General features: G+C 73.1%; 12 protein-coding genes and 1 riboswitch. Of the genes, 6 read left to right on the top strand and 6 right to left on the bottom strand.

The features are described 5' to 3' along the window. Positions 1–25: 25 nt before the first annotated feature. Positions 26–167: riboswitch (cobalamin riboswitch) on the bottom strand. A gap of 491 nt (positions 168–658) precedes the next feature. From PUR61_RS32680 to PUR61_RS32660, 5 genes are all read left to right on the top strand, one after another. Beyond that, positions 659–1,609, top strand: coding sequence for a hypothetical protein (locus tag PUR61_RS32680; RefSeq protein ID WP_329883119.1), 951 nt, complete (start codon positions 659–661; stop codon positions 1,607–1,609). A gap of 164 nt (positions 1,610–1,773) precedes the next feature. Then, complete coding sequence (locus tag PUR61_RS32675; protein ID WP_329883118.1) at positions 1,774–3,246, top strand: glycoside hydrolase family 26 protein; 1,473 nt, start codon at positions 1,774–1,776, stop codon at positions 3,244–3,246. Positions 3,247–3,459: 213 nt separating this feature from the next. Beyond that, positions 3,460–4,281 (top strand): hypothetical protein, encoded by an 822-nt coding sequence (locus tag PUR61_RS32670; RefSeq protein WP_329883117.1) that lies wholly within the window; start codon positions 3,460–3,462, stop codon positions 4,279–4,281. A gap of 73 nt (positions 4,282–4,354) precedes the next feature. After that, positions 4,355–5,806, top strand: coding sequence for a glycosyltransferase family 2 protein (locus PUR61_RS32665; RefSeq protein ID WP_329883116.1), 1,452 nt, complete (start codon positions 4,355–4,357; stop codon positions 5,804–5,806). A 28-nt stretch (positions 5,807–5,834) separates the two neighbouring features. Continuing rightward, the gene (locus tag PUR61_RS32660) at positions 5,835–7,181 is read left to right on the top strand and encodes a glycoside hydrolase family 113 (protein WP_329883115.1); all 1,347 of its coding nucleotides are present in this window, start codon (positions 5,835–5,837) and stop codon (positions 7,179–7,181) included. A gap of 22 nt (positions 7,182–7,203) precedes the next feature. Here PUR61_RS32660 and PUR61_RS32655 read toward each other — a convergent pair whose 3' ends face one another. Both PUR61_RS32655 and PUR61_RS32650 read right to left on the bottom strand, forming a co-directional pair. Next, a complete protein-coding gene (locus tag PUR61_RS32655) occupies positions 7,204–9,474 on the bottom strand; it encodes an acyltransferase family protein (RefSeq protein WP_329883114.1) in 2,271 nt (756 codons plus the stop codon). A 114-nt stretch (positions 9,475–9,588) separates the two neighbouring features. Next, a complete protein-coding gene (locus PUR61_RS32650; RefSeq protein ID WP_329883113.1) occupies positions 9,589–10,083 on the bottom strand; it encodes a GNAT family N-acetyltransferase in 495 nt (164 codons plus the stop codon). 413 nt (positions 10,084–10,496) lie between these two features. Between PUR61_RS32650 and PUR61_RS32645 the strand changes: the two genes are divergently transcribed. After that, on the top strand, positions 10,497–11,528 hold the full coding sequence (locus PUR61_RS32645; protein WP_329883112.1) for a helix-turn-helix domain-containing protein: 1,032 nt from the start codon (positions 10,497–10,499) through the stop codon (positions 11,526–11,528). Positions 11,529–11,595: 67 nt separating this feature from the next. Here PUR61_RS32645 and PUR61_RS32640 read toward each other — a convergent pair whose 3' ends face one another. The 4 genes from PUR61_RS32640 to PUR61_RS32625 all read right to left on the bottom strand — a co-directional run bounded on the left by PUR61_RS32640 (position 11,596) and on the right by PUR61_RS32625 (position 15,605). Next, positions 11,596–12,369, bottom strand: a complete 774-nt coding sequence (locus PUR61_RS32640) for a histidine phosphatase family protein (protein ID WP_329883111.1) — start codon at positions 12,367–12,369, stop codon at positions 11,596–11,598. Between the two features lie 163 nt (positions 12,370–12,532). Further along, entirely contained in the window at positions 12,533–14,146 is a 1,614-nt protein-coding gene (gene mctP / locus PUR61_RS32635; protein ID WP_329883110.1) for a monocarboxylate uptake permease MctP, read from the bottom strand. After that, complete coding sequence (locus PUR61_RS32630) at positions 14,143–14,412, bottom strand: DUF3311 domain-containing protein (protein ID WP_329883109.1); 270 nt, start codon at positions 14,410–14,412, stop codon at positions 14,143–14,145. The genes mctP and PUR61_RS32630 overlap by 4 nt, the downstream gene beginning before the upstream one ends. A 392-nt stretch (positions 14,413–14,804) precedes the next feature. Then, complete coding sequence (locus tag PUR61_RS32625) at positions 14,805–15,605, bottom strand: GntR family transcriptional regulator (RefSeq protein ID WP_329883108.1); 801 nt, start codon at positions 15,603–15,605, stop codon at positions 14,805–14,807. Positions 15,606–15,939 lie beyond the last annotated feature (334 nt).

Here is a 15,939-nt window from a genome sequence, read left to right as displayed (position 1 = left end):
GCTCGTGCTGGGGCCTCTGCGGGGAGGCGCTCGCACACCGTCGGCAGGTACTCGGACTCGCGGGCTCCCATGGGGAGACGGCCGCTCACCGCTGCGGGGCAGTCCCGGACTCGCACCGGGTTCCCCTGCGTCGACAGCAGGGTCGAGCATACATCTAGTGGTGCTCTCTCGATGCGACACCACATGTTGTGCAGCGCGGCGTGTTGGCGCGATGACCGCTGGTACCGGGGCGGGAGCCGGGAAGGGGCGCGGGCCGGGGTTCCGGACGCCCCGGGGCTTGTCAGGATTCGGAAACGGAATGGTGACCGGGGCGGTCGCCGGTCAGGGCCATGCCCTACGATCTCGCCTCATGAGCGACGGAACGGGCGTGCCCGGGGAGTGGTCTGGACAGCCCGCTTCGCCGGGGGAGCAGCCGGCCCCTCCCGCCGGTGCGGGGGGCGCACAGAACCAGCAGCCGGGTGGACCCGGACCGGTGCCGCCGGGGCAGCAGCCCTCCGGCGGCCAGGCCGTGCCGCCGGCACCGGGCGGCTTCGGACCGCCTCCGGCGTCGTACGGACCGCCCGCGCCGCCGGCCCGGCCGCCGGCGCCCGCGGCGCCGCAGCCGCCGCAGTCGATCCAGGTGCCGCCGCCTGTTCCGCCGCCCGCGCCGCAGCCTCCGGTGCAGCCCCAGCCGGCGCCGCAGCCCCAGCCGCCGATGCCGGTGCCCTCGCACCACTGGCAGCATCCTCCGCAGCCGCAGCCGCAGCCGCAGCCGCAGCCGCAGCACCTGCCGCCGCAGCAGACCGAGCCGGACTGGGCCGCGCTCGCCGACCGCAACGCGGCCGAGCACCGGCGCAAGACCCGGCTGAAGATCATCGGTGCGGCCGTCGCCGTCCTGATCATCGGCGGCGTCGTCGCCGGCGGCCTGCTCCTGCTGGGCAAGGACGGCGACGAGAAGCCGATCGCCGGGCCCACGTCGACCGCGACCGGGGCCACCCAGCAGCCGGCGCCGTCTCCGACCGGCTCCGCCAAGCCGACCCCGACGTCCACCCCGACGCCGACCCCCACCCCGAGCGCGACCCCCGACGACCCGTCGAAGCCGCTCTGGGACGCCTCCACCGACCCGGCCCCGCAGGACGCGGCGGCGCTCTTCTCGGCGCTCACCGTGACCGTCAACGGCGCCACCTGGAACCGGACCGTCGTCTCGCTCGACTCGCCCTGCTGGGACGGCAACTCCACGGTCGGCGGTCTCGGCCGGGCGCTCGGCGACCAGGGCTGCCGCCAGGTCCTCCGGGCCACCTACGTCTCCGGCGACAGCGCGGTGACGCTCGGCGTCGCCGTCTTCGACCACAAGATCCAGGCCGAGACGGCCCTGAAGAACTACGTCGGCCACCTCAAGGGCGCCGCCGCCCCGGGGGCGCCGGTCTTCTGCGCCACTCCGGGTTGCACCAACACCAAGAGCACCCTGGGGCGCTACGCCTACTTCACCGTCGAGGGTTCCGCCAAGGGCGGCAACACCGCGGACGCCGCCGCGACGGCGGCCGCCACGGGCTTCGGCGAGCACGTGAAGAACCAGCTGCTCCAGCGGGCCAAGACGCCCGCGGCCCCGCCGGCGGCCCCGGCGGGCTGACCGCCCGCCGCCGGCCCGGTCGGCCGTCCCCCGCGTGCCCGCTCGCCGGGACGCGGGGGAGTGTGGCAGGCTCGCGGGCTGTCAGTCGTACGCGTGTCCGGTCGTGGCGGCCCGGGCGTCGCCGCCGGGCCCCCGGCCGACCCCGGTCTCCGGAGGAGTGCCCCGTGGCCCTGCCCCGCCCGTTGCACGGCAAGCCGGCCGCCCTGGCCGTGTCCGCCGCCGTGCTCGCCACCGGCGCGCTGGTGCTCGGCGGCCGGGACGACCGCTCCGCCCCGCCGCCGCCCGGCCCCGCCGGGCCGACCGGACGCAGCGAACTCACCCTCAACGGCGCCGGCCGCGCCCTGCCCCCCGAGGTCGGCCGCGACCTGCTGGCCCGTGATCCGCAGGCCTCGCCGAACGCCCGGGCCGTCCAGCAGCTGCTCGCCGACCTGGAGGCCACGGCCCGGTCCGGCCGCTCCGGCGGCACGGTGATCGGCCAGCACATCGAGGGGCACAACGAGCGCTACAACCCCGAGTACGGCGACTACCGGGGCACCAAGCCGGTCGGCTACTACTACAAGAAGGCCGCCGACATCACCGGCAAGCTGCCCGGCTTCGTCGAGACCGACCTCGGCCCCGGTTACGGCCAGAGCGGCTGGGGCGTCGGCAACCCGCGCTCCTACTCCGAAGGGCGCTGGCCCGCCTGCGCGGTCGGCTGGCAGTACACCGACGACGCGGTGGACCTGATGGCTGCCGTCTGGTCCGGCCACCCGCGTGCGGCGGACGGTACGTACGGCGCGGCCGGCGTCCAGAAGAACTGCGACGGCACCGCCACCGAGCTGCCCGACAACGGCGGCGCCCCGGCCGGCCTGGTCGGCATGTCCTTCCACCAGCCGTACCCGGGTTCGGACGTCAAGTCCTTCGACCGGGTGCTCTGCTCGTCCTCGCCCGCGGCCGGCGACCCGGGCTGGTTCGGCCGGGTCGTGGACAGCACCGGCGGCACCCCCGAGTACCGGGCGCTGCTGACCGACCTGTCCTTCCTCGCCGACCACCTGGAGTACCTCGCCGCCCACGACGTGCCGGTGCTGCTGCGCCCGTACCACGAGATGAACGCGGCCGACTGCGCCCGCGGCTTCTGGTGGTCCGGCCAGAAGCCGGCCGACTACCAGGCGCTCTGGCGGATCACCTACCACTACCTGGTGGAGACCCGGGGCCTGCACAACCTGCTGTTCGCCTGGACGCCGGTCTCCTGGGACGGCGCCCCGGGCGTCGACCCGTGGAACTACTACCCGGGTGCGCAGTACGTGGACCTGGTCGGGGTGGACGACTACAGCGGCAGCCCGGCGCGCCCGATCGGCACCGGCGAGGCGTGGACCAAGCGCTACTACGACGGCCTGGCCGGGTACGGCAAGCCGCGGATCCTGGCCGAGTCCTTCGCCGTCCCGGTCAACTCCCGCCAGCCGGACACCCTGCGGCGCACCCCGTGGACGATCTGGACGGTCTGGGGACAGTCGCTGACGGCGGACAACCTGACCCCGGAGCAGCCGCGCAACTCCAACGCCGACGTCAAGGCCACCTACGACGACGCCCTGGCGCTCACCGGCGGTTCGGCGGCGTTCGGCGCGAACGTGGACTGGAGCGGCCTGCACGTGCGGTGATACCGGTCGGCGGCGGCCGGGGCCCGGGTGCCGGGGCCGGGGAGGCGGACGGCGGTGCGCCGGGCCGGGCCACCGGCTGCGGTCGCGGCCTTCGGTAACAAGTCGGCGGCCCCGGGCCGCCCGGAATTCCGGGCCGCCGACCCGTGTGGCATCCTGTGGCCCGGATCGAGCGGGCTGATGCCGGGGGACACCCGGCGGGCGGGGGTACGGGAGATGACACAGGTGCGTCCGGACCGCCCGGCCGGTGGCATCGCCGTGGCCTGGGGAGCCGTCCTGCTCGGCTGGGCGGCGTACAACTGCTTCTGGCAGGCCGGTGTCGCCACCTTCGTCAAAGGCATCTTCTACTACGGCAGCGACGCCGTGACCGCCGAGACCGGCAGCCTCAACTACGGCCTGCTGTACCTGGTCTCGGGCGTCCTGCTGCTGCGCGGGCACGGCTGGGCGCGCGGGGTGGCGGTCGGTGTGGCGCTGGTCGAGGGCTACAACCGGGTGCGCAGCCTGACGGGTGCGCTGCTGGACGAGCCGCAGCGCCGCTGGTTCACCGGGACGACCGAGGGCTGGCTGAAGCTGGTGACCTTCGGGCTCGGCGTGCTGGTGACGGCGGTGCTGGTCCTGCTGCTGGTCCGCTCGCTGCGGCGGCCGGAGACCGGCCGGGAGCCGGCGCCCGGCCCGTGGGCGGCGCAGTCGCCGTTCCCCGGGCAGACGTTCCCGGGGCAGCCGCCGTTCGGCGGGCCGGTCCAGCAGCACGCCCAGCCGCATGCCCAGCAGGCGCCGGCCGCCTGGGCACCGCAGGCCCAGCCCTACCCCCAGCCCCACCCGCAGGCGCACCCCCACCCGCAGGCGCACCCCCAGCCCTACCCGCACGAGCAGCCGACCCAGACCGGCTGGCCCCAGCCCCAGCCGTACGCGTCCGGGCCGGCGGCCCCTCAGCAGCCCTGGCCGGCCCCGCCGGTGGCGCCCGGACCGGTCACGCCGGGCCCGGTGGCGCCCGGTCAGGTCCGGCCTCCCCAGGACACCCCGCCCTACCCGGGGTAGCCTGCTGGATGCTCCGGCCGTTGGGCCGGACGGATGAACGCTCAGCCGAAGACGACGAGGAATCCCTTTCACCATGACCTCAGCAACACCGGTGCGGACGGTCCTGACCACGTCCCGCGAGGCGGCCAGGCTCGCCGACCGGCAGATGTCGTGGAAGCCCCGGGTCGTCCCCTTCTACCTCTCGTTCCTGGTCATCTTCGGCTTCTCGACCTGGGCCTACGTGCCCAACCCGACCCCGCTCGGCTGGGTGATCACGATCCTCTGGGGCATGCCGGTGTTCGGCGTGCTGATCGGGTTCCAGGGTGTGCTGATGGTGCGCCGCCGGATCCGCAAGGCCGGGCGGATGACCCCGCCGGTGCCGGTCGACGACGACTACCTGATCGTGCTGGTACCGACCATCGGCCGGCACGACACCTACCCGGCGCTGGAGCGCTCGGTCCTCTCGTACGTCGAACACCTGCCGGTCTACTTCCCGTGGATGCGGGTGGACATCCTCACCGAGGAGGGCTGCGCGGCCGGCGAGAAGATCGACGACCTGGCCGCCCGGCACCCGCTGATCCGGGTGGTGACCGTCCCGAAGGCGTACGAGACGCCGAACGGCACCAAGTTCAAGGCCCGCGCCAACCACTACTCGCACGAACTGCGGATCGACGAGGGCGAGGCCGAGGACGACGTCTGGGTGCTGCACATGGACGACGACACCGGTGTCGGGCCGGACACCGCCGCCGCGGTGGCCCAGTTCATCAACCGGCAGCGCCGGGCCGGGGACGACGCCAAGCACATGGCGCAGGGCATCCTGACGTACCCCCGCGAGAACGCCGTCTCCACCTTCACCTGGCTCGCCGACGCGATCCGCCCGGCCGACGACATCGCCCGGTTCCGCGCGATGACCGGCACCGGCACCCCCATCGCCGGCGTGCACGGCGAGCTGCTGCTGGTGCGGTCCTCGGTCGAGGCCACCATCGGCTGGGACTTCGGCCCGAAGACCATCGTCGAGGACGCCCAGATGGCGCTGAACTTCTGCCTGCGCTACCCGGGCCGCAGCGACTGGTTCAACGGCCGCTGCTACGGGGCGTCGCCGGCCGGGGTCAAGGACTTCCTCAAGCAGCGCGAGCGCTGGGCCTGGGGCCTGGTGGCGCTCTGCTTCAACAAGTCCATCCCGCTGCGGTTCCGGCTGTTCATCGGGATGGGCATGGTCAGCTGGGTGCTCGGCCCGCTGCAGCACGTCGGTCTGGTGCTGCTGGTCGCGTGGTTCACCGGGACGATGAACACCTCGCCGGTGACCCAGTCGGTGGTGCTGGTCTGGTCGATCAACTTCGCCTACGTGATCTGGACGTACTGGGAGGGCCTGCGGCTGAACGTGGTCGCTTCGGCCAACCACCGGCGCAAGTGGTGGGAGCCGATCGTGGTGGTCGCGGCCATCCCGCTCTTCTCCTTCCTGGAGGGCTGGGGCGGTCTGCGGGGGCTGATCAAGTTCCTGCGCCGCGAGGAGAACAAGTTCGTCGTCATCGCCAAGCCGGCCTGACGGATCACACGGGACTGCTGCCAGAGCCATGAAACGTTTCGTCATCTTCATCCTGCCGACCGCCGTGCTCGGCATCACCGTGGGCGTCCCGATCCTGTTCGGGGACCACCCGGTCAAGTTCGACCACCGGCGGCCGACCGAAGTGCACTTCGCCGGCGTCGCGGAGGAGCAGGGCCGCGTCTGGGGCTTCGGGAAGGACACGCCGCAGGAGCCCGTGGACACCGGCCCCAAGGTGGTCCGGCCGTGGACCGAGGGCAGCCCCGAGTGGGGCGTCCAGGTGTACTGGCTGGACGACCCGAACGACCCGGAGAGCTTCGTCCAGGGCAAGGTCGACCGCATCGTCGACTACGTGGTCGGGCTCAACGCCAACGCGCTCTCGGTGACGTTCCCGTACTACACGGTGGGTGCCAAGGCCAACGCGGTAGCGGCCCGGCCGACCACGCCCGGCCCGGACCGGCTGGCCCTGCTGCTGGACGCCGCGCACCGCGCGGGCCTGCGCACCACCGTCCGGCCGCTCCTGGACGAGGAGGCGCTCAAGTACACCACCACCGGGAACTGGCGCGGCAACATCGCCCCGGCCGACCGGGACGCCTGGTTCGCCAGCTACGCCGCCTTCCTGACGCCGTACCTGAAGACCGCCCAGGACCACGGCGCGGCCGAGTTCACCATCGGCACCGAGTTCAACTCGCTGGAGAGCGACCCGCACTGGGCCGGGCTGGTGGAGCAGGCGCGGAAGACCTTCCGCGGCGAGCTGGCCTACGACGCCAACTGGGACAACTGGTCCAAGGGCGCGATCCCGGTGCCGGTGGAGCAGACCGGCGTCGACGCCTACTTCCCGGCCAAGTCGGCGGGGGACGACGCCTCCGCGGCGGATCTGGTGGCCAGCTGGAACACCTGGCTGGACAAGCGCGGCAAGGGCGTGCAGCCGACCACCAAGCTGACCGAGGTCGGCATCCCGGCGCAGAAGGGCGCGTACAAGACGCCCGGTGACTTCTACACCAGGCGCGAGCTGAACGAGCCCGTGCAGGCGACCTGGTTCACCGCGGTCTGCCAGGTCGCCCGGGAGCGGAAGCTCGCCGGGGTGTACTTCTGGTCGCTGTACTTCGGCATCGACCCGACCCTGCCGACCACCGAGGACACCCCGCGGATGGACTTCGCCGGGCGGCCGGCCTCGGAGAAGGCGATCCGGGACTGCTTCGCGCAGACGTACGAGGTGCCCGCGGCCCCCGAGGGCCATGGCACCGCCGCCGCGAGTGCGCCCGCCGCCCCGGGCACGACGGCGAGCCCGGCCCCGGGTGCCACCACGCCGGCCCCGAGCAGTCCTGCCCCGAGCGGCTCCGCCCCGGGCAGCCCGCAGGCCACGCGCAAGCCCTAGCAGGATCCGGCTAGGGCTAGGGCTAGGGCTGGGGCTTGGCGGACGGGCTCGTGCTCGTCGACGGCTTCCCGGCCGCCGGCGGCTGGGTCGTCCCGGTCGCCCGGCCCGTCGGCGTGCTCTGGCCGGTGGGCGTGGGCGTGGGCGTGGGCGTGGGCTGGCCGGTGGCGGCCGGCGACGCCGTCGGGGCGGGTGCCTGGGCGGGTGCCGGGGCCGGAGTGCTCGGTTGTCCCCCCGGGGTGGCCTGCGGCGTCGCGGGCGGGGGCCCGTCGGCCCGCACCCCGGCGAGCGCGTCCGAGATCTGCTGCTCCAGCCACGGCGTGACCACCCGCATGCCGGCCGGCGTCAGGTGCACGCCGTCGGTGGCGGGGGAGACCAGGTGGCCGTCGCGGTCCTTCCAGAGGCAGGTGCCGTCCGGGCAGTAGAAGGCGTTCAGGTCGAGCAGTTGGACGGTGCCGGCGGAGCCCCGTACGAACTCGGCGACCTGCTGGTTGTAGCAGGTGCCCCAGGTCTTGTTGATCGCGCCGTTCTCGACCCGCTCGTTCATCAGCAGCACCTTGGCGTCGCCCGCGCGCTGCCGGATCAGGCCGACCGCCTCGGCGAGCTGGGTGCCGTACCGGGTGCGGTAGTACTCGTCGCACGGGTTGAGCCAGGTGCCGTCCAGGTACTGCTCGGCGGCGTCCCAGCCGAGGTGCAGCACGACCGCCTGCGCCCCGGTCCGGCCCAGGTCCCGCTCCCAGCGCCCGGTGCGGTCGCGGCACTCGTCGGTGGTGTCGAACTCCTCCTTCGAGGTGCCGCGCACCCTCTCCGCGCCGAACACGCCGCAGCCGCTGATCCCGCCGTCGACCACCCGGAAGCGGTCGCCGTGCCGGTACAGGCCGGTGGCGAGGTCCTGCGAGAAGGAGTCGCCCAGCGCGAGCACCAGCGGCCGGCCCGCCGAGCCGGAGCGCATGTCGTACGAGACCCAGGCCGGCAGGTACCAGGCGCCGACGGTGGCGACCGCGGTGGTGGCGGCGAGGATCGGGACGGTCGGGAACGGCCGCCAGCGCATGACCCGCACCCGCTCGGTCGCGGTGTGCAGCAGCCAGGCCAGCACCCAGGAGGCCGGTGCGCCGATCGCCAGCAGCATCGGCGGCGAGATGTCGTCGACGAACCGCTGGAGCATCCAGTAGACCGGCAGGTGCAGCAGGTAGAGGCTGTACGAGATGGTGCCGGTGAGCCGCAGCGGCGGCAGCGAGAGCAGCCGGACCAGCGGGCCGCGGTCGTGGCAGAGCGAGGCGACCAGGACGGCCGAGAGCGCGGCCACCGCGGCCAGGCCGCCCTGGTAGAGCCACGGCTGCTTGTAGTCGTGGACGGTGAGGCTGGCCGCGACCAGCCCGCCGAGCGTGGCGGTGCCCAGCAGGGTGAGCAGCGCGGTGCCGGCCGGTCCGGAGGCGGCCCGGAAGCGTCGCTGGGTGCGCGGGCCGGCCCCGGCGCCGTCCGCGGCCTTGCGCCGCAGCCGCAGGTAGACCACGAAGGCGGCGGCGGCCCCGGCGGCGAAGCCGACCGCGCGGGTCTCGGTGCCCAGGTAGAGGCGGTCGGCGTTGGAGCCGTTCCACATCAGCGGGGCGACGGCGGCGGAGAGGACGAACAGCACGCCGGTGGCGATCCCGGTCGCGGTGAGCGAGCGGCGGCAGACCGCGTGGATGAGCAGCAGGAGCAGCGGCCAGACCACGTAGAACTGCTCGGTGATGCTGAGCGACCACATGGCGGCCAGCGGGTCGATCCCCGCGTAGTGCTGCCAGTAGGCGTCCCCGCGCTCCAGCTGGGCCCAGTTGGCCACCTGGGCGAGGGCGGCCAGGGCCTGGGGGCGCAACTCCCTGACGTCCTTGAGCGGGCTGACCAGGGCGGAGAGCGCGACCACCAGGAAGACGGTGGCCAGCAGACCGGGCAGCAGCCGCTTGGCACGGCGGCGGTAGAAGACGCCGAGCGCGATCCGGTCGGTGCGGTCCAGCTCGCGGATGAGCACCAGGGTGACCAGGAAGCCGGAGAGGACGAAGAACGCGTCCACGCCGAACAGGCCGTTCTGGAACCAGTTGGTGTGGTAGAGCAGCACGGAGGCGATGGCGAGGCCGCGCAGGCCGTCGACCGACGCGAAGCGCACGGACGGGGGGAGGGGGCGGGGCGGCTCCGGAGGGGGCGCCGGTACCGCGTACCGGCTGCCGCGCGGGGCCGGGATACCCCGGGCCTCGCGCATGTCCTGGAGCGTGGGTCCGCTCACCGCCGAGGGCGCGCCGAGGCTGGGCCCGTCGTGCATGGGTTCTTCTCCCCCGATCGATGGGCTGCCGCGAGGTGTCTCGATCAGAGGTTTATATCAAAAGACCCCGGTTGATCGTCGGCCGGCCACCCGGAACCGGGGCCGGACCGGGCGTCAGAACGCCAGGCTGTACACCATCAGATCCACGCCAGGGTACGGCGACCAGTCCCGGTCCGGGGACCGGCGGAAGCCGACCCGCCGGTAGATGCGGTGGGCGGTGGTCATCTCCGGGCGGGTGGAGAAGGCCATCCCGGCCAGGCCGAGCTCGCGGCTGCGGGTGAGCGCCGCGCGGACCAGGGCCTCGCCGACGCCCCGCCCGCGGGCGGCCGCCGAGGTGGCGAGCATCCGGATCTCGCCCTCCTCGGGGGTCGCGATGTCGGCCCACTCGGAGCCGCCGACCGCGAAGGTCACGCAGCCGAGCACCCGTCCTTCGGCCGCGTCGACCGCGACGAGGAGTTCGGCCTCCCGGGCCCGGCGGGCGGCGTCGCGCAGGAGGTGGACGTAGTCGCTCTCGGGCGAGGTGTGCCCGTCACCGACGAAGGCCTCGACGGTGATGCGGCCGGCGTCCTCGAAGTCCTCGGCGCGGGCCGGGCGGATGGCGATGTCCATCCGGTCAGTGTGCCGGAACCGCTGCCGGCGCCGGTCGCCGGGTCGGCCGTGGACGGACCGACGCGGTCGCCGGTGGCAGTGGGGGGAGCGGAGGGGGCGGTGGCGGGGTCGGCGGACGGGCGGAGGGAGGCGGCGGGCATGGTGCCGTAGAGCCGGTCGGGCAGGGCGGGGTCGACGGGGTAGCCGCCCGGGCGGTGCCAGTTGTCGCGTCCGGCGGCGTCCTGCTGCGCCACCTCGCGTCCGATCAGGGCGCCGAGCAGGCCGATCCCGCCGACGGCCCCGACCAGGGCGAGTGCGCTGGCGATGGTGTCGGAATCCATGACTTCACTCTGCTCGCGTCGCCGGACGCCTACGAGTGGCAGGAATGCCTTAATGCATCGAAAAACTGCCAGCGGTCGTCCTATCCTGGGGGCATGCTCAAGAACGTGGTCGCGGTGGTCCTCGAAGAGCTCCACCCCTTCGAGCTCGGTGTCGCCTGCGAGGTGTTCGGCCTGGACCGCAGCGCGGACGGCCTGCCCGGGTACGACTTCGCGATCGCGGGCGCCCGCCCCGGCCTGCACCGGACGCACGCCGGCTTCTCCGTCGACGTCCCGCACGGCCCCGAGCGCCTCGCCGAGGCCGACCTGGTCGTGGTCACCGCGACCGGCGTCCGCCCCGAGTACCCGGCTCCGCTGGTGGACGCGGTCCGGGCGGCCGTCGAGGGCGGCGCCCGGGTGCTCTCCATCTGCAGCGGAGCCTTCGTGCTCGGCGCCGCCGGCCTGCTCGACGGCCGCCGCTCCACCACGCACTGGCGGCACACGGCGGAGCTGGCCTCGCGCTTCCCGCTGACCACGGTCGAGCCGGACGTCCTGTACGTGGACGACGACCCGGTGATCACCTCGGCCGGGACGGCGGCCGGCATCGACGCCTGCCTCCACCTGGTGCGCCGGATGCAGGGCGCCGAGGTGGCCCGCGGGATCGCCCGGCGGATGGTGGTGGCCCCGCACCGGGAGGGCGGCCAGGCGCAGTTCGTGAACCGGCCGATGCCGGAGCACGACGGGGACTCGCTCGCGCCGCTGCTCGACTGGATGCGTCACCACCTGGACCGGGAGTCGACCGTCGAGCAGCTGGCCGCCCGGGTCCACATGTCGCCGCGCACGTTCGCCCGCCGCTTCCATCAGGAGACCGGCACCACCCCGCACCGCTGGCTGACCGGGCAGCGGCTGCTGCTCGCACAGCGGCTGCTGGAGTCGACCACGGAGCCGGTGGACGCGATCGCCGCCCGCTGCGGCTTCGGCAACGCGGCCACCCTGCGGCACCACTTCGGCCGTCGGCTGGGGACCACCCCGCTGGCGTACCGCCGCTGCTTCGCGGAGCCCGAGACCTCCGCCGTCCGAGCCACCGGGCCGTCCGTGCCGGCGGCCCGCGCGGGCCGCCCCGTACCCGGCCGTCCCGCGCCGGCCTGAGCGGCCCGGGCGCCCCGCCGGCCGGTGCCGCTCGGGCCGGCGCCGCTCAGGCCCGGGCCGCAGGGGGTCACTCCCCGTCGCCCAGGTGCCCCGTGTCGTTCCAGTGCGCGGGCCGCAGCCGGTCGCCCTCCGCCCGCCAGAGGCTGGTGGAGCAGTTCCGCACCGGCTCCAGCGCGGTCAGCTGCGCCTCGGTGAGCCGGTCCAGCGCGTACCTCAGCATCAGCACGGTGCAGTCGTGGGCGACCAGCAGGACGGGCCGGCCGGCCTCCTCGGCGCAGATGTCGCGCAGCACGCTGCGCACCCGCAGCGCCACGTCCGCCCAGGACTCCCCGCCGGGCGGGCGGTAGTACAGCTCGCCCATCTTGCGCCGCCGGGCCGCCTCCTCGGGGTGCTTGGCCTCGATGGCGGCCTTGGGCAGCATCTCCAGGATGCCGAGTTCGCGGTCGCGCAGCCGCTCGTCGTAGCGGACGGCGAGGGAGACCGGGACGGCGCCGAGCCCGGCGGCCTGGGCGAGCGCGATCCGGGCGGTCTCGGCGGTGCGCACGTACGGCGAGCACCAGACGCTGCGCGGGCGGTCGGCGCTGGGCAGGCCGGCCCACCAGCGGCCGAGGGCGTGGGCCTGCTGCTGGCCGTGGAGGGAGAGCGGGATGTCCGCGTCCCGGCAGCTGATCGGCACGCTGAGCGCGCCGACGGCCTCGGCGAGCTGGAACTCGACGTTGGCGGTGGACTCGCCGTGGCGGGTGGCGATCAGGACGGACGGCAGGCCGGTGGCCGTCGCGCCGGGTGGGTGGGTGGTGGTGGAGAGGTGTTGACCGTTGAGCGTGGTGCCGAGTTCTGCCATCGCCGCTGCTCCCCGTGGGTCGGTCAGTTGCCGGCCGGTTCCGGTCCGGTCTGGTGGTGCCCTGTTGGTGCCCTGTCCGTGCGGCTGTTCATACATATGATCGCGCCGCCTCTCCAGTGTTGACGGAGGAGACGGCGCGATCACAGGGCGCGCACGGGGTGCGTCAATGCGCCGTCACGGGCTCCGGCGCGTTCCTCGGCTCCTCGTCGCCGCTCTCGGCGCCGTAGTCGGCCGGCCGGGTCTCGTCCGGGCTCTCCGGGGCCTTGGCGGCCCGCAGCGCCAGGGTGAGCGCGACCGAGACCAGCAGGTTGAGCACGAAGGCGGTGAGCCCGATGTAGCCGATCTCGCCGATGCCGGGGATCTCGGCCGAGTTGCCGCCGAAGTGCTTGGTGGCCGGGCTGGCGATGCTGTACGCCTTCCAGGTGCCGTAGACCATGCCGGCCGCCCAGCCGGCCAGTAGCGCCCAGTGGTGGAACCAGCGGGTGAACAGGCCGCCGACGATCGCGACGAAGGTCTGCAGGATCCAGAGGCCGCCGAGCAGCTGCAGGTTGATCGCGGCCTGCTTGTCCATGCCGAGCACGAACACCAGCGCGCCGACCTTCACCAGCAGCGAGACGAACTTGGCCACCCGGGTCTCGTCGGCGGGAGTGGCGTCGGGCTTCAGGTACTCCTTGTAGACGTTGCGGGTGAAGAGGTTGGCCGCCGCGATCGACATGATGGCGGCCGGCACGAGCGCGCCGATCCCGATCGCCGCGAAGGCGACGCCGGTGAACCAGTCCGGGAACATGTTCTCGAACAGCTGCGGCACCGACAGCTGGGTGTTGAACGTCTTGTCGCCCTTGCCGACCCCGGCCGCGATCGCCATGAACCCCAGCAGCGCGAGCAGCCCCAGCATCAGCGAGTAGGCGGGCATGATCGCCATGTTCCGGCGGACGGTGTTGCGGGACTTGGAGGCCAGCACGCCGGTCACCGAGTGCGGGTACATGAACAGCGCCATCGCGGAGCCGAGCGCCAGCGTCGCGTACGTCCACTGCTTGTTCTCCGGCACGGTGAGCGAGCCGGTCGCCTTCGGCGCGGCGAACTTCTCGCCCGCCACGTCGAAGATGTGGCCGAAGCCGCCGAGCCGGATCGGGATGTAGATCACCGCGACGATGATCACGACGTAGATCAGGGCGTCCTTGACGAAGGCGATCAGCGCGGGGGCCCGCAGCCCGGAGGAGTAGGTGTACGCGGCCAGCACGCCGAAGGCGATGAACAGCGGCAGGTCCTTGACGAACCAGTTGGCGTTCTCGCCGCCGCCCACGCCCAGGACGTCCAGCACCGCCTGGATGCCGACCAGCTGGAGGGCGATGTACGGCATGGTGGCGAGGATGCCGGTGAGCGCGACCACCAGCGAGAGCGGCTTGGAGCCGTACCGCCCGCGGACGAAGTCGGCCGGCGTGACGTACCCGTGGACCCGGGAGACCGACCAGAGCCGGGGCAGGAAGAGGAAGACCAGCGGGTAGGCGACGATCGTGTACGGCACGGCGAAGAACCCCGCCGCGCCGGTCGCGTAGACGGCGGCCGGGACGGCGACGAAGGTGTACGCGGTATAGAGGTCGCCGCCGAGCAGGAACCAGGTGACCCAGGTCCCGAAGCTGCGCCCGCCGAGGCCCCACTCGTCGAGGTGGAGCGCGTTGTCGGCGCGGCGCCACCGGGAGGCGAGGAAGCCCATCACGGTGACCAGCGCGAAGAAGAGGACGAAGACCGCCAGCGCGGGCACGTTGACCCCGTTCATCGGGCGCCACCCGCCTTCCGGGCGGCCCGGCGGGCCTTCTCGTCCCGGTTGATCAGCAGGTAGGCCGCGACCGTGAAGACGGCCGAGACCGGGACCCAGAGCAACTGGTACCAGTAGAAGAAGGGCACTCCGCCGGCTTCGGGGTCGAGCTTGTCGTACGAGCCCACCCAGAGCATCGCGACGATCGGCACCAGCAGGGCGAGCGCGGCCAGCACCCGCTCGGGGGTGACCGCCGGGAGGTCCGGGGGGCCTTCTGGCTCGGGCATGACAGGTTGGTCGGTATCGAGGTCTGACGACATGGTTCGGCTCCGCTTCGGAGGGTTTCACCTCGTCGGCGCCGCAACCCCGAGGAGTCGCACACCCCCCGTGGGTCCGCCGAGCAGCACCAGTGGTGATCGACAGTCAGTACGGATGCGGAATCTAGAGCATGGAGTGACCTGTGTCACTGGGTTCGCGCAACTTCCCGCCATCCGGGCGATCTGCGCGCCACCCCGATGGTGCGCACGCCGGGTGGGTGCCTCGCACGCTTGGTCAGTGGAACGCGCGCCGGTAGGCGGACGGGCGCGGAGGAGGGGTACGCGCGCCGGGCAAACGGAACGGGCACCGGCGTGTGCGGGGAGTGCACGCCGATGCCCGGAAGCACGGAGGAGGGGTGCGGCTACTCGGGCAGCTCCGGCCGCTTGAGGCGGGTGATGAACTTGTAGCGGTCACCGCGGTAGATCGAGCGGACCCACTCCACCGGGTTGCCCTCGGCGTCGAAGGAGTGCCGGGCGAGCTGGAGCATCGGCAGGCCGAGGTCGGAGCCGAGCAGTCCGGCCTCGCGCGGGTCGGCGAGGGTGGTCTCGATGGTCTCCTCGGCCTCGGCCACGGTGACGCCGTACACCTCGCGCAGGGCCGTGTACAGCGAGTTGTGCTTGGCCAGGTTGCGGCGCAGGGCGGGGAAGCGCTTGGCGGAGAGGTGGGCGACCTCGATGGCCATCGGGTCGCCGTTGGCCAGCCGGAGGCGCTCGATCCGCAGCACCCGGCCGCCGGGCTTGATGTCCAGCAGCGGGGCCAGCCGGTCGTCGGCGGTGATGTAGCCGATCTCGATCAGCCGGGAGGTGGGTTCCAGGCCCTGGGCGCGCATGTCCTCGGTGTAGGAGGTGAGCTGGAGGGCCTGCGCCACCTTGGGCTTGGCGACGAAGGTGCCCTTGCCCTGGATGCGCTCCAGCCGGCCCTCGACGACCAGCTCCTGGAGGGCCTGCCGGACGGTGGTGCGGGAGGTGTCGAACTGTGCCGCCAGTGCCCGTTCGGGCGGAACCGGGGTCCCTGCGGGCTGGGTCTCGGTGAGCTGCAGCAGGTGGCGCTTGAGGCCGTAGTACTTGGGCACCCGGGCCGTCGGGTCTGCGCCGCCCTGCGTCGGTAGGTTCTTCACCTGGGGGTCGTTGACCTGGGCCGTGCTGCCCCCGTCGCTGCTCATCGGACCTGTCTCCCGCTTCTCGCGGGGCTTTTGGGGGCCCCGCCGCATCATTAACAACTCACATCGTTGCATGTATGGCTACGGAACGAATACCTCATCACGCGATGAACGATGTGCGGTGTCGGCTTGATAACGGGTGGTCCTGATCGGTCGAACAGCCGTTGACAGGCCCATTGGTCTAGGCCAAGCTCCAGGCATCTGGTCTACACCACTAGGCCGGTCACTATGAATCCCCCCACCCGTTCGCTGGGGTCCGCGGCACCTTTCCTCCCGCATTGTGTGGGTCCGCCGCAGCCACCCGACGGGGGTAACCCAGGCATCCCTCAGGAGGATG

The organism is Streptomyces sp. BE20 (genome assembly GCF_036322525.1).
Taxonomy (GTDB): Bacteria; Actinomycetota; Actinomycetes; order Streptomycetales; family Streptomycetaceae; genus Kitasatospora.
Note: the sequence above shows the minus strand (reverse complement) of the source record. Positions and strands in the feature narration are given on the sequence as shown.

Coding starts and splice junctions, on each gene's coding strand:
- PUR61_RS32670 (WP_329883117.1), top strand. CDS start 3,460: ATGACACAGGTGCGTCCGGACCGCCCGGCCGGTGGCATCGCCGTGGCC.
- PUR61_RS32655 (WP_329883114.1), bottom strand. CDS start 9,474: ATGCACGACGGGCCCAGCCTCGGCGCGCCCTCGGCGGTGAGCGGACCC.
- PUR61_RS32640 (WP_329883111.1), bottom strand. CDS start 12,369: ATGGCAGAACTCGGCACCACGCTCAACGGTCAACACCTCTCCACCACC.
- PUR61_RS32665 (WP_329883116.1), top strand. CDS start 4,355: ATGACCTCAGCAACACCGGTGCGGACGGTCCTGACCACGTCCCGCGAG.
- mctP (WP_329883110.1), bottom strand. CDS start 14,146: ATGAACGGGGTCAACGTGCCCGCGCTGGCGGTCTTCGTCCTCTTCTTC.
- PUR61_RS32625 (WP_329883108.1), bottom strand. CDS start 15,605: ATGAGCAGCGACGGGGGCAGCACGGCCCAGGTCAACGACCCCCAGGTG.
- PUR61_RS32630 (WP_329883109.1), bottom strand. CDS start 14,412: ATGCCCGAGCCAGAAGGCCCCCCGGACCTCCCGGCGGTCACCCCCGAG.
- PUR61_RS32660 (WP_329883115.1), top strand. CDS start 5,835: ATGAAACGTTTCGTCATCTTCATCCTGCCGACCGCCGTGCTCGGCATC.
- PUR61_RS32645 (WP_329883112.1), top strand. CDS start 10,497: ATGCTCAAGAACGTGGTCGCGGTGGTCCTCGAAGAGCTCCACCCCTTC.
- PUR61_RS32650 (WP_329883113.1), bottom strand. CDS start 10,083: ATGGACATCGCCATCCGCCCGGCCCGCGCCGAGGACTTCGAGGACGCC.